This window comes from Streptomyces sp. CG 926 (genome assembly GCF_003148825.1).
Lineage (GTDB): Bacteria > Actinomycetota > Actinomycetes > Streptomycetales > Streptomycetaceae > Streptomyces.
In genome coordinates, this window is record NZ_QGGZ01000001.1 from 560755 (window position 1) to 573842 (window position 13088).

Below are 13088 nucleotides of genomic sequence, written 5' to 3' on the forward strand. Positions count from 1 at the left end.
TGCTCCTTGTCGCGTGACGGTTCAGGCAGTGCGGGTGCGGTCGTTCCACTGGCGGGTGACGGCGGACTTGGGGGCCGCCTGGTTGAGTGCGGAGGTGAAGCTGCCCAGGAGGTGGGGGACCCGGCCGGCGTCGGCGCCGGTCGGGGCGATGACGCGGGTGGCGGTGGCCACGGCCTGCTCGACGTCGCCCTGCGCGACCTGCGCGAGGGCCGCCTGGGAGAGGTAGTACGCGCGGTTGCGGTGCTGGTCGTCGCGGAGGTCGGCAATGCACCGGTGGGCATGGAACTCGGCCTTCTCCGCCTCGCCGAGCCGGTAGTGGGTGATTCCGGTCAGGCCGTGGAGCTCGCCCCGGGTGTAGAAGGCGACGGAGGACGGACGGGCCTCGGCGGGATCGGCCCGGTCGTAGGCACCGTGAGCCCGGTCCAAGGCTCGGAGGGCGCGGGTCTTGTCACCGAGGCTGGCGGCGGTCAGGGCGATGCGGGAGTGGGTCAGCGAGGCGTAGAGGGGGTCGGTGCGGTGTGGCCGGGTGCCGGTGCAGGCTTCGGCCGCGGCGAGGGCGTCGGCGTACCGGCCGCGCTGTCCGGCGAGCATGGCGGCGTACCGCCAGGTCTGGTGCTGGACCTGACCGTCTCCGGAAAGTCCCGCGAGCGTGACGGACTGCTCCAGGTAGCGCTGGGCCTCCCCCAGCCGGCGGGCATCGATGGCGGAGAACATGGCGAAGGCCGTGAAGGACGCGGCGACGGCATAGAGGCGGGAGCGGACGCGCTGGCTGGCGGAGCCGTGCTGCTGGAGGCTGATCGTACGGGCGGCGAGGTCGGCGGCGCGCTTCTCCAGTACGGGGCCGCCGCCGTTCTGGTCGTCCAGGAGCCACAGTTCGGCCAGGAGGACGCGCAGGCGGTCGACGTCGGAGTGTCCGACGGTGGGTCGGGTGGCTGCGGTCGCGGTGCCGGTGGACACGGCGACGGCGGCGCCGGTGGCTACGGAGATGAAGCTTCGACGGCCAAGCACAGGGTCCTCCAGTCGTGCTGAGGGCGTTGCGGGGCGGGGGCGGGCACGGGGCACAAACCCCAGGTCGGCCCCAGGAAGCCCAGAGACGGCCTCCAGGGCCTGCCACTGGCGGTCCTGGGGCGAGCGGTTCTCTCCCGACAGCCACCGGTAGACCGTCCGTTCGGTGACGGCGCCGCGGTGGCCGGTGAGGTCCGCCATGGCGTCGTTGACCTGCTCGGCAAGAGCGCCCGCACTGAGCCCGTGTTCCTTCATCCAGGTCTCTAATTCCGCGTTCCGCTTCCGCACCATGCAGTCACGGTAGGGGTGGGGCCGCCATCCGAGGTAGCGCAGGTCGGGACTTTTCGTCAGTGGTCACGCGAGTAGCTGCGAGCGGATTCGTCATGTCCAACACGGCTCGGACGAGGGTTACTTGTCCGCACAGCCGAACCGGCAACAGGCGGATGGGAGCGGAATCGTGACCGTACTCGCGCACGAAATAGCGGCAGCCCCGGCCGAGGTGCCCACGGTCACCTCCGCCAACCAGAAGACCGTGATCGCCTCCGCGGCCGCCGCTGTCGTCGGGGACGTCGAGGCCGCCCTCGCCCTCGCCGACCACCACCCGGCCGGAGAGGTGGCCGTACGACTGCGGGAGCGGCTGCGCGGGCACGTCCATACCCTCGCGGTGTCCGCCGAACGGTACGCGGCCCTGCTGCCGGAGAGCCGGGACAAGGACATCGCGGCCGGCACCGTGCGGTTCGCCCGCAGGGTCGCCCGGGACTGCGGGAGCGATCCGGCGATAGCGCTGCGGCTACTTGCCAAGTCGGTGGCCCACCTCGCCCGGAACACGGACCTCCTGCGGCTTGTCTGAACCGCTTCCGGCGCCGGCCTGCCTGGGGCGCCGGTGCCGGAAGCCCTCCACCTGCCCGGCCGCAGCAGGTGACCGCAGCACCTCGCCGACACCGGTGAGGCGGGTCGGCTCCCCCGGATACGAGCGAGGAGCCGGCCACCATGCCCCGGCCCTGTCGGCCAGTCTCTTCCAACCTCGCCCTGGAGGCACCCGCGTGTACGCGATCGGCATGTGCGTCGATGCCCGCTACCTGCTACCCGCCCTGGTCACGCTCGGCTCGGTCGCCGACCACCTGCCGGGGGCCGACCGCCGCGAGAGCGCGGTACGGGTACTGACCAACGGCCTGTCCCCGGGGCAGGCCGCCGTGATGGAGTCCTTCGCCCGCCGCTGCGGGTTCGGCTCCTTCGACCTGCGCTGGCAGACCCCGCCGCCCGAGAGCGTCATGGCGGACACCGCCTACATCTCGGTCGCCACCTACCTGAGGTTCGGATTCACCCCCTGCTTCCTCGACCGTCCGTTCCTGATCTACGTAGACGCCGACGTCCACGTACGCGCCGACCTCTCCACGCCTCTGGACGGACTGCCGGCGGACCGGATCGGCGCCGTGCAGGACGAGTTCAACCCGGCCGTCGGCCAGTGCCCGGCACTGCCCGGCGTCGCCGAGCGCTGGCCCCACCTGGTCGGGCGCACTTACTTCAACGCCGGGATGCTGTGGGTCCCCGCGCCAATGCTCGCCCCCATGCGGACCGGGGTCCACCGGGCCCTGGTCCGCGGGCGGCAGTACATCAAGCACAACGACCAGTGCGCCCTGAACCTGTGGCTGCTGTCCTCCGGGACCGCGCACCCGGTCGGGCCGGTGTTCAACCGGTTCGAGGTGGATCGGTTCCTCGAGCGGGGGGACTGGGTCCGCCGGGTCCTCCGCCGCCCGGTCACCCGCCGGGACGGGCACGTGGTGCACTTCGTCGGGGGCCAGAAGCCGTGGATGCGCTCGTGCCCCGGCACGGAGGACGTGCGTACCTACCGGCAGCAGATGCACCGCACGCTGGGGCACCTGGCCAGGGCAGGTGCACGGTGACTGGCGGCACGGTCCTGGCAGTAGAGAGGGCCTGCACGGAACTGGCCGGGTCGGCTCCGGCCGAGACGGTCCGCGTCCGCAACGGACCGAAAACGGCCGTCTACCGCGTCCGTCTGGCCGACGGCCGCCCGGTGGTGGTCAAGCTGTTCGCGGCCAACGGCTCCCACGGAGCAGCCGACGAGGCCCGTCTCCTGGCCGCCGTCACCGCCGCCGGGCGGGTGCGGGTGCCGACCGTGATCGGGTACGGGCCGGTTCCCGGCCTGACCGTCTCTGCCCTGGTCACCACCGATGCCGGAACGAGCACCTTGGGGGATGCCGTCCGAGCCGGGCAGATGCCGCGTCCGGCGGCACTGATGAGGATCGCCCTGCTGATGGCTGCATTCCATACCGTCAAGGCTCCGGCCGAAGTCCCCCTGGCGCCAAGCATCGGCCAGCAGGTCAGCGCTCTGGCCGCCCACTGCCCCAAGCAGGTCTTCGTCCGGCTCGCTCCCGCCCTGGAGGTCATCGCGGCCGGGGCACGTCTGGAACGACTCGTGTGGTGCCACGGAGACCTCCACCTGGAGAACGTGATCTGCGGAGGCGACCGACGCCTCACCGTCGGCGAACGCGGCCGGCCCCGCCTCCCCGAGTACCTCGTGGACTTCGAGGCCGCGACCGTGGAGGTCCCCGAGTACGACCTCGCCCAGACCCTCGTGACCTGCGACGCCCTGGAGCCGTCCGATCGGCTGTTCGTGGCCGCCGCATACGGACGGCCCGTCGACACCGGGCTCCTGGACGCCTACGTGGCCTTCCAGGCCGCACGCGGCTGGACCTACGCCGCCCATAGGGAAGGCCGCGACCGCGACGCCTGGGCCGCCCGACTGCATCTTGCTCTGCCCCCGCAACCAGGAAGGACCGACCCGTGACCGATCCCGATCTGTCGGTAATCATCCCCGCGTACAACGAGGCCAAGTACCTGCCCCGCTATCTGCCCACCGTCTTCGCGTCCCTGCGCGCCTGGGAGGCAGGCTCCGGCCGGCGCGGAGAGGTGATCGTCGTGGACAACGCCTCTACCGACGAGACCGCCCCCGTCGCGAAGGACCTGGGCGCCCGGGTGGTGACGGAGCTTGTCCGCAGCATCGGCCTGGCCCGGAACACCGGAGCACGCGAGGCCGAGGGGCGGATGCTGTTCTTCGTCGACGCAGACGTGGCCCTGCCGCTGGAGGGGATCACGGCCGCCGTTGCCGCGATGGACGCCGGGGCCGTCGGCGGGGCGATCCCACCGCTCTACACCCCCGCCCGGTTCGGGGCCCGTCTGCTGTGCGCCTACTGGGACCACCACCGCTCCCGTCACGGGGGCGCCCAGGGCGTCAACCAGTTCTGCACCCGGGACGCCTTCAAGGCAGTACACGGCTACCGGCCGGACTACTTCATGAGCGAGGACATGGAGTTCTTCGCCCGCCTGACCGCCTACAGCCGCCGCACGGGCGCGCCAGTCGCGGTCCTCGAAGACCTCCGCGTGCGGCCCTCCACCCGCCGCTACGACGCCTGGTCCACGGCCCGGATGCTCTGGTGGCAGAACCCCGTGGTCGTCCGCCTCGGCCTGACCTCGCCCCGCTTCTGGCGCAACTGGTACGCCACCACCGTCCGATGATCGGAGAACCCCAGGTGACCCGCCTGCCCCTGCCGGACGCCGACGGCATCTACACCTTCCCCACCGACCTCCTGACCGCACACCGGTCCTGGATGGACTCCCTGACCCGGGCGAAGGAGATCATGACGCTGACGGCGCCGCTGACCCTCGCGCCGTACTGGATCGAGCCGCGCAAGCCGTCCGGGCGGCCGGTGGTCGTCATCGAACCCCACCACGACGACTTCGTCCTGTCCGCCTCCGGAACCTTCCTCGCCCGTCCCCGACCGCTGACCGTGGTCACCGTCTTCACCCGCTCCCGCAGCATCCACCCCTCCCTCGAAAGCACCTACAACAGCGTGGAAACGGTCTCCGAACTCCGCGACCGGGAAGCCGCCCAGTCCCTGTTGCCCCTGGGGGCGGCCAGGGTCGACCTGGGGCACAAGGACGCCGAGAAGCCCTATCGGGCACCCGAGCCCGCCCAGGTAGACCGGATCACCTCCGAACTCGCCGAGGTGCTGGACGGGATGGAAGACGCGGAGCTGCTCGCCCCGGCCGCCGTTACGCGCCACCCTGACCACCTCGCCGTCCACGAGGCGGCGCGCCGCCTGGGCTGCCGCTGGTTCTGGGAGGACGTCGCCTTCTGGTCCACCTACGGGCTGTCCGGTTGCGACCGGCAGCTGTTCCAGCAGCGGGCCAGCGGCGTCTTCGAACCGGAGCTGGAGGACATCACCGCCACCGTCCTCGACAAGGTGACCCTGCTGCACATGCACGGCTCGCAGATGCATCCCGCGCGAAAGATGTACCGGCCGATCCGGCACGCCCACACCGTCGCCGCCAACCTGCTGCCCGACCCGGACAGCCGCCTGCGGGGCCAGTTCGCGGAACGCTTCTACCGGCTCGGGGGGTCGTGATGATCCTCGGCCTGGAAGGCCCCTCGTACGGGGGCAAGACCTCTGCCCTGGGGCGGCTACGCGGGGTGCCGGCAATGCAGGACGCGTTGTTCTTCTCCTGCTATGTGAAGTCGTTCGCGCGCCGCGAGGACATCCCCACCCCCTCCACCCGGTCGGCAGACGAGCAGGTGGAGGCGTTCATGACGTTCATGGAGATCGAGGGCAACCGCGTGGACGCAGCTCGCCGCCACGGCGGGCTGGTCGTCCTAGACCGGACCGTCGACACCCTCCTCGCCCACGCTCACGCCATGGACGAGATCTACGGCTTCGACGTCCTGCCCGAACTGACCCGTCTGGCCGAGGAGATGCCACACCTGAGGCCGGACCACACCCTGTACCTGGACGTGACGCCCGAGCTCTTACACCTGCGGCGCAAGGCCGCCGGACACCACGAGGTCGAGCCGGAATACTTCCTCCACGACCCCGCCTTCCTCACGCACTTCCGCGACTATTTCTGCCGCCCGGCCCACCGCCCGGCGACTGCGGAGTTGGCCATCGCCTCCGGGGACGGCGACCGGCAGGAGACAGCCGCCGTCGTGCAAGCCCTCTTCACATACTGGGCGGGTGTCCGGTGACCGGCCCGACGGTGGTGTTCGTATGGCGGCGGACCCCGCCACCGCTACTGATCGGGGGCGCGGAGGTCTCTCAGCAGCTTCTGGCGGAAGAGTTCGTCCGGGCCGGGTGGCAGGTCGTCTACCTCGGCAGCCACGAGGCTCCCTGGAACGGGTCTGCCCAGATCGGCCACCTGCGCGCCCACCTCCGGGCCCACGGAACCGTGTGGGAGGAGGCCGGCGGGGAGGTCCGCTACCGGTGGAACGGCGTCTCGTGCCGGGCCGTGCCGCAGGACAGGGTGGAAGCGACCCTCAAGGACCTCCTGACCGAGGCCCGGCCGGACCTGGTAGTGACCTCGCAGGAACGGGCCGCCGACCTCGCCGCACTTGCCCGCCGGTCCTCGCGCGTCGCCGGATGGCTGCACTCGGTCTCGGCCAACAGCATGGGAGTCCTCCACGGCCGACCGCACGTCGCCCTCGCCACATCGGAGTTCGTCGCGGGACGGGCCCAGGCCCACGCCGACACGAAGGTAGTCGTCTTCTACCCGCCGTTCGCGGCGGCCGAAGGCGCCGGACCCCTCATTGCCTCGGGGCGCGGCACAGTCGGCCGCGTCCCCGGCGGCGTGCTGATGGTCAATCCCATCCCCGCCAAGGGCGCGGCCCTCCTGCACCAGCTGATCCGCCGCTTGCCCGCCCTCCGGTTCACCCTCGTCGAGGGTTGGTGGGACACGGCCAGCGAGTTCACCGCGTACCCAAACGTGCACTGGGTGCCGCGCACCTACGCCATGGGCCCGATCTACGCCGCGAACGACCTGCTGCTCGTGCCCTCCCAGGTCGAGGACGCCTTCCCCCGGGTGATCGTGGAAGCCGGGCTCCACGGCGTCCCCACGATCGGCTCGTCCCGCGGCGGCATTCCCGAGGCGGTGAGAGACGGCGGAATCATCCTCCACCCCGACGACGTGGACGCCTGGGTACAGGCGATCGAGACGGCTGACCGGGCCGGCCTCGGCGCGAGGGCCCGCGCCGGGGCAGCGCCGCTACTCCGGCCGTGCCTGCCCGAGCTGGCTGCCGCCGGGCTCATCCCGGCGGCAGCCGCCGCCGGCTAAGGAGCCGCGTAGGCGGCCTGCACCTCGTCAGCGCGATCGGTCCACCAGTTCAGCAGTGCCTCGTCCGTCAGGAACATCTCGCCGAATGTGGGGTCCTGGCGGTCGAGGTAGAACTCCAGCTGCCAGAAGTCGGTCAGCCGCTTCCACCACAGCCGCTTCACCGCGTCGGCGAGGTCACCCTCGGACAGATCGATCACAGACCGGTATCCGGAACAGAACGCGGCAACACGGTCGAGGTCGAAGGCACCACCCACCCCGAACTGCACCTGCGCGGTCCGCGCGACCTCCTCCCCGTACGGACGAACACCGAGCCGGTCCCAGTCCAGTACCGCCACCACCCGGCCGTCGCGACGCAGCAGGTTGCGGTACTGGAAATCGCCGTGCGTCCACCCGTACGGCCCGGCCGGCACCTCGCCTTCCGGCCGGGCATCGGCATACCGCGCGAGAAGGCCGCGGCGGTCGTGCAGGGCCTCAGTGGCAGCCTTGTCGAAGTCCGTCACCGGAGCGGACGGCAAGCGACTCAGGAGACCAGCAGCGGCCTGGTCTGCCTCGGCTACGTCGCGGACCTTCGCCACCGGCGCCCGCTCCGGAACCGGGCCGGGCCCATGCCGCCGCAAGCCCTCGTGGAGGCGGCCCAGCAGAGCACCGAGATCGCGCACCTGGTCGAGCGGGAGATCCGTCCCTTGGAGGTGCTCGCCGTCCACCCACGGCAGGACGCAGTAGCCGTGACCACCGACTTCCGCCACGAGGTCACCGTTGGCCGCGCTCAGCGGCGCCGGCACGGGGATGCCCTCGCGGGCCAGGTCCAGGAGGACCGCAAGGTTCCTGCGGACCTTCGGCAGAGGAACGTCGGTGATCTCCTTGAGCGCGAACACTCCAGCAGCGGTCACGAGCCGCCAGTTCTGGTTCATCAGGCCGTGGGCAAGGAACCGCCGATCACTCACCGCGCCCAGCCCGAACGCGTCGGACAGGCTAGGCAGCACTGCCGTCAGAGCATCTTCTCGAGTCGTATCCGTCACCCCCAGCACGGTACGCCGACGCCGATTCGCACACCCGAATTCGTCAGCCAGATCCCCACTGAGAGTCGGAGGGAGAGGCGAGCCGAGATCGCTTCCGCCACCAGCTCGCCTGACTCCGCCCGTGGCGGAGCCGGAACAGTCCTGGCGGCCTCACTACCCTGACCGACGGACCACCCGCGGCCGTACGACGATCGGGAGACCATGACGACGCCCTCCACCGCCCGAATCGAAGACCTCCTGCAGACCGGCGTGCGCGAGGAGGTCTACCCCGGCGCGGTGTGGGCCGTCGGGGACGCCGACGGCGTCCGCGCGAGCGGAGCCGTCGGCCTCCTCGATCCCGACCGGCCCGACGAACCGATGCGGCTGGACACCCTCTTCGACGTGGCCAGCCTCACCAAGGTCCTCGCCGTCTGGTCCACGATCGGCACCCTCGCTGAAGAGAGCAAACTCGACCTCCACGCCCCTCTGGGCACCGTCTGGGACGAGGTCGCCGGCCACCCCCTGGCCCGGGCCACGGCCCACCACCTCCTGACCCACACCGCGGGCCTGCCCCTGCGCGCCAACCTGAAGAACCTCTACGGCACCGACCCCCAGGACATCCGCGACGGCGTCCTCCACGAAGCCCTCCACCGCCCACCGGGCGAGGCCGTCGAGTACACCGACCGGGCCGCCCTGATCCTCGGCTACCTCGCCGAGCACCTGTAGGGCCAACCCCTGGACCGACTCGCCACCGACCGCATCTGGCAGTCCCTCGGCTTGACTCGCACCCGCTTCGGCCCCCTCCCCGCCACCGAGGCGGCCCGCTGCGCCCCCACCGAGTACGACGAGACCACCGGCACCCACCTCAAGGGCACCGCCCACGACTTCTCCGCCCGCCTCCTCGGCGGCGTCTGCGGCATCGCCGGCACCTTCTCCGTCCTCGACGACCTCGCCCTCTTCCTCCGCCACATACTCACCCCCACCCAGGCCGCCTTCGGCCCCACCTGGATCAAGGACTCCCTCCGCCTCCAGACCGGAGCCCTCACCCCTGCCCGCGGCCTCTTCTGGCACCCCGCCCCCGACACCGACCCCGCCGAAGACGTCTGGGTCCACTACGGCTTCACCGGCACAGGCATGTGGATCAGCCCGACCCAGGGCCGCTGGGCCGTCCTCCTCACCAACAAGCTCCGCTTCAACCGTGACCGCGAACCCCTGACTGAGATCCGCAACGTCTTCCGTTCCACCGCAATCGCTGCTCCACCTCTGGACATCACCGCATGAGTGCTCGTTGAATCGGGCCGTTGGTGCCCGGCTTGGAGAAGGCCGGTACGGCGGCGTGGTGACCGTCCACGCAGCCCTGCGCTGAATGCGCAATCCGACTCCGTAGATGTCCGGCGACCAGCGGCTGGGCTGTGAACGCACACCGGTTCCCGCACGACTGGGCGAGCCCGGTGGGCCAGGACGCCCCAATCCCGCCCCCAACCCCCGATTGATGCGGGATCATGTGAGCACCAAGCGGATCTATCGCCCCGCAGCAGCAGGGCAGGATGGGCGGGTGCGGTGGCAAGCAAAGTGCATGCGGCGGTCTTCGACTACAAGGCCGTGTTCCAAGCCGGAACGACAACCCCCCACCCGGACATGTGCCAGCTTCTCCACCTTCTCGACCAGCAGGGAGTGAACTGGGTACTGCTGACAAATCAGTCGATTGACGCCGTCGAGATCTGCAGCGCTGTCGGGCTGCCACAGCCTGTACTCCACCTTTCCCAGGAAGACATCCCCGGCCGCAAGGCTCGAGGCAGTGGACTCTGGCTGGACCAGGTGGCCGAACGGCTCCACCTCCGCAAGAACCAGCTGGTGATCGTCGGTACCACGGAGTGGGACTGGATGACCGGCATCAACGCCGGCGTGCTCTACATCCACGCCCGCTGGGCGAGCGCTCTAGGCAAGCAAATAACCGCCCTGACTGCGGACGACCCGGCGGACCTCTACTGGTTGCTCGACCGGCACCTCCTTCACGAGCCGCAGTGGATCTTCGCCCTTGACGATGAGAAGCGTGCGCTCCGGGTGCGCTCGCTCTTCCAGCCCGACGAGTCCTTCCCCGGCACCAGCCCGACGTCCTTCAACCTGAAGACCGTCTTCACCTACGACCACAAAGTGACCATTGGGGACGGGAGCGCGCGCGACATCCTGATGCTGCACCTGCTCTTCTCTGCCTACCTGGACGGCTCGCTGCCTCACCGAGCCTGGTTCTGCGTCTACCCAAGCAGCACCCCTGGCCGGGTCAACGACCAACTCGCCGAGTTTCTTGAGCCCGCCAAGGTCATGGTGGGCTCGTACTACAAGGGAGACCTGCTTGTCCGGGCAAGCAAGGCGACGGACACCAGCCTGGCCCGCGCCACCGGGCGCCATGACGCCGTTTCAATCGCCACCCAGGCCAACACCGTTCACCTCAATCCGAAGTACCGAAGCACCGTCAGGGGAAAGACCGTAATCGTCTTCGACGACTTCACCACCGAGGGCATGAGCTTGGACTGGGCCAGGAACTTGCTCACCAAGGCTGGCGCCCGGCAGGTCATTGGCGTGACCATCGGCAAGTACCGCAAGCCCTACACGCTCTTCACCCCGCGGCCCGGCGTCACGATAAGCGCCTTCGCCCCCAATGCTCTGACGTCGGCCGACTTCACCACCGAGTACCTCTCCCCTGGTTTTGGTACAGGGCCCGGTGACCTACTCCGAGAGACGATGCGCAAGATCATCACTGGAGACACCGGTATTCCCGGCATCGGGCCAGGTGCCGACAGCCCACGGTAGATCGCAGTGCTGACCGTGCTGCGCTCCGGCAACTGGGGACTGGCCCATTGCTGACCGGTCACCGCTAACCCGATACACATCTATAAGGACGCGACCAGCGCCGCATCCGCGACTTCCTGAACGAGCTCGCCGCCGACCAGTTCGTCACCAGGTGCTGGGCGTACCTCTGCCCCACGAGGAGGAGCTCCAGCATTGTGGTGTGGTCCATCTCCCGCTGGGGCGGCCGAGCAACGATGCAAAACTAGGAGGCCGAGAAGTGACTCCTTCCGGTGTGCCCTCACGAAGGGCATCATCTGGGATCCCATGCAGCCTAGTTACGGCCAGGCCGAGCAGCTTCCGGCGGTCTAACGCACCGTTTACCGCACCAGAAACTCCAGTGCCTCCAAGGGCTCCATCGAAAACGGACGGTTGAACCAGCTCATTGCACCCTCAGCCCAGCCAAGTGCCGCGAGACAAAGCGGGGGCAGTAGCCCTGCAGTCGGCGGGACGAGGCTTCGTTACAGATCAGCGATCGAGAGCTGATGGTAAGGCTCCTTTGCACGAGTCGGCGAAGCCGGTGCCGTGTCCAACCGCTCAAGAACATCCTCAAGCGTGGCCACCTCGACAGCCCGGCCGACGGCGACCATCTTGGCAGCCCAAGACTCCTGCGCGACCAGCGACCGCAGGAGGAACACGCGCTTGCCATGCTCGTACGCAATCCTCGCCTGCATCTTGGCGCCGGAGGTCCTGGACGCCTCGATCACGATGCTGCCCAGGGCGCTTCCTGAGGTGACGACGTTACGCCTGGGAAAGGTCCACCTTGCCGGGTTCGACAGGGGCCAGAACTGCGAGAACAGCGCCCCGCCCTCGTGCACGATTCGCTTGGCCAGTCCCTCATTCGCCGCGGGGTAGACCTTCGACGCGATGCCGTGGCCCAGGACTGCCACCGTCCGACCCCCGGCGTTCAGCGCCGCTACGTGCGCGGCGGAGTCGATGCCCAGCGCCAAGCCGGAGTACACGGCGACATCTGCCGCGACCAGCCCCTTCGACATCCGCATCGCGCGGCTGATTCCGTCCTCACTCGCGCCTCGCGTTCCGACTACGGCCACCGAACGGCGGTCAGCGTCCGACAGGTCTCCTAGATGGAAGAGGAATGGGGGCCTGTCCGGCACAAGCCGCAGGTTCGCGGGGTAGCCGGCGTCCAGCACGGTGACGATCCGCGCACCGGCCAGCTCCGCAGCCTCCAGCTCGACGGCGACGCGAGCGCGGGCCTCCGCAAGGTGGGGTAGGCCAGTACGCAGGATCGGCAGGCTGTCACGGGCCGTTTCGGACTGCTCCCGGATGTTCCCCTCGAGCGTTGCCGCGATGCCCGCGGGGCTATCGCATGTGCGGGCCAGCAGGCTCCAGTCCACGGACTTGTCATTGACGCGAAGCGCACACAGAGCAAGTAGGTCTCGATGGGTCTGAGGGAGTTCGCCGGGCAGCCCGCTTTGGAGGGCGTCGGATACAGAAGGCGCCATGATCATTCCTTCTACTCGCGGCCCGAAACTGTTCGAAGGGCGGTGCGCTACTACTTGGGCCTACTGCCATCATGGCCCACCCCACCCACAAGGCTCCAGCCAGCACACCGACCTGACCTGTCTCCGCGCATGCTCAGGGGACGGCCAGCCAGACGAAGCCTCGGCCTCGGTTTGGCGGCGAAAGAAGGGCGACGGCCTGGTCCCATACCTGCTGGCCCGCTGACCTTGAGTCGCGCATATCAAGGAGACCATCCGCTCCTCCCAAGTTCAACGTGTTGCCGGGGAGGCCATAAAGATCTTGGTCATAAAGTGACGCAACCATCCTTTCCGCTTCGCTGGTGCCGCCGGGGCTGGGGAATACGCTGCCCTCGCCTGAGCCTTCCAGCCAGCCGCCGAGCCTGCCGCCAGAGCAATGGTCATCGCGGAGCCGTACCGACTACAGGTCCCCCGAGGGCCGGAGCCGATCTGGAAGCTCCGAGCAGTCGGGCAGAAGTGGGTAGGCGGGATCGACGGCTCGGCCAGGGCGCACGGAGTCAATGTGGCGTAGCCCATCGTGCACAGATGCCTCGCTAAGCAGCAGCCGATCGTCTCCGAATGCTCTCCGCTGGGGAGATTTTGGGGAGAACAAAGCCCCGCTGGGCGCAGCTCTGCG

11 protein-coding genes and 1 pseudogene are annotated in these 13088 nt (G+C 69.4%); 9 read left to right on the forward strand and 3 right to left on the reverse strand.

Annotation, left to right across the window (positions count from 1 at the left end):
• Positions 1-21: 21 nt before the first annotated feature.
• Positions 22-1296: a Tat pathway signal protein gene (locus tag BCL76_RS02355; RefSeq protein ID WP_146228298.1), complete on the reverse strand. Its 1275-nt coding sequence runs from the start codon at positions 1294-1296 to the stop codon at positions 22-24.
• Between the two features lie 166 nt (positions 1297-1462).
• Between BCL76_RS02355 and BCL76_RS02360 the strand changes: the two genes are divergently transcribed.
• The 7 genes from BCL76_RS02360 (at position 1463) to BCL76_RS02390 (ending at position 7128) form a co-directional block, all read left to right on the forward strand.
• Positions 1463-1855, forward strand: coding sequence for a hypothetical protein (locus BCL76_RS02360; protein ID WP_146228299.1), 393 nt, complete (start codon positions 1463-1465; stop codon positions 1853-1855).
• A gap of 193 nt (positions 1856-2048) precedes the next feature.
• Positions 2049-2909 carry a glycosyltransferase family 8 protein gene (locus BCL76_RS02365; protein ID WP_109777619.1) on the forward strand — a complete coding sequence of 287 codons (861 nt, stop codon included), beginning with the start codon at positions 2049-2051 and terminating at the stop codon, positions 2907-2909.
• Positions 2906-3814 carry an aminoglycoside phosphotransferase family protein gene (locus BCL76_RS02370; protein ID WP_181382405.1) on the forward strand — a complete coding sequence of 303 codons (909 nt, stop codon included), beginning with the start codon at positions 2906-2908 and terminating at the stop codon, positions 3812-3814. Before BCL76_RS02365 ends, BCL76_RS02370 begins: the two co-directional genes overlap by 4 nt.
• Positions 3811-4542 carry a glycosyltransferase gene (locus BCL76_RS02375; RefSeq protein WP_109777623.1) on the forward strand — a complete coding sequence of 244 codons (732 nt, stop codon included), beginning with the start codon at positions 3811-3813 and terminating at the stop codon, positions 4540-4542. The genes BCL76_RS02370 and BCL76_RS02375 overlap by 4 nt, the downstream gene beginning before the upstream one ends.
• On the forward strand, positions 4539-5432 hold the full coding sequence (locus tag BCL76_RS02380) for a PIG-L deacetylase family protein (protein ID WP_258309238.1): 894 nt from the start codon (positions 4539-4541) through the stop codon (positions 5430-5432). The genes BCL76_RS02375 and BCL76_RS02380 overlap by 4 nt, the downstream gene beginning before the upstream one ends.
• A gap of 74 nt (positions 5433-5506) precedes the next feature.
• Complete coding sequence (locus BCL76_RS02385; protein WP_258309239.1) at positions 5507-6046, forward strand: hypothetical protein; 540 nt, start codon at positions 5507-5509, stop codon at positions 6044-6046.
• The gene (locus tag BCL76_RS02390; RefSeq protein ID WP_109777629.1) at positions 6043-7128 is read left to right on the forward strand and encodes a glycosyltransferase; all 1086 of its coding nucleotides are present in this window, start codon (positions 6043-6045) and stop codon (positions 7126-7128) included. Before BCL76_RS02385 ends, BCL76_RS02390 begins: the two co-directional genes overlap by 4 nt.
• On the opposite strand, the gene BCL76_RS02395 is transcribed toward BCL76_RS02390, so the two are convergent.
• A complete protein-coding gene (locus BCL76_RS02395) occupies positions 7125-8156 on the reverse strand; it encodes a phosphotransferase (protein ID WP_258309240.1) in 1032 nt (343 codons plus the stop codon). The genes BCL76_RS02390 and BCL76_RS02395 overlap by 4 nt on opposite strands.
• Positions 8157-8348: 192 nt before the next feature.
• Between BCL76_RS02395 and BCL76_RS02400 the strand changes: the two are divergent.
• Together BCL76_RS02400 and BCL76_RS02405 are read left to right on the forward strand one after the other, a co-directional pair.
• Positions 8349-9407: pseudogene (locus BCL76_RS02400) on the forward strand (serine hydrolase domain-containing protein).
• A gap of 279 nt (positions 9408-9686) precedes the next feature.
• Positions 9687-10937, forward strand: a complete 1251-nt coding sequence (locus BCL76_RS02405; RefSeq protein WP_146228300.1) for a hypothetical protein — start codon at positions 9687-9689, stop codon at positions 10935-10937.
• A gap of 497 nt (positions 10938-11434) precedes the next feature.
• Here the strand turns inward: BCL76_RS02405 and BCL76_RS02410 are convergent, their stop codons facing one another.
• Entirely contained in the window at positions 11435-12328 is an 894-nt protein-coding gene (locus BCL76_RS02410; protein WP_258309241.1) for a DNA-processing protein DprA, read from the reverse strand.
• Between the last annotated feature and the right edge of the window lie 760 nt (positions 12329-13088).

Bases quoted from the DNA above. Each gene is read 5' to 3' on its own strand.
- BCL76_RS02380 (WP_258309238.1), top strand. From the start codon at position 4,539: ATGATCGGAGAACCCCAGGTGACCCGCCTGCCCCTGCCGGACGCCGAC.
- BCL76_RS02385 (WP_258309239.1), top strand. From the start codon at position 5,507: ATGCAGGACGCGTTGTTCTTCTCCTGCTATGTGAAGTCGTTCGCGCGC.
- BCL76_RS02355 (WP_146228298.1), bottom strand. From the start codon at position 1,296: ATGGTGCGGAAGCGGAACGCGGAATTAGAGACCTGGATGAAGGAACAC.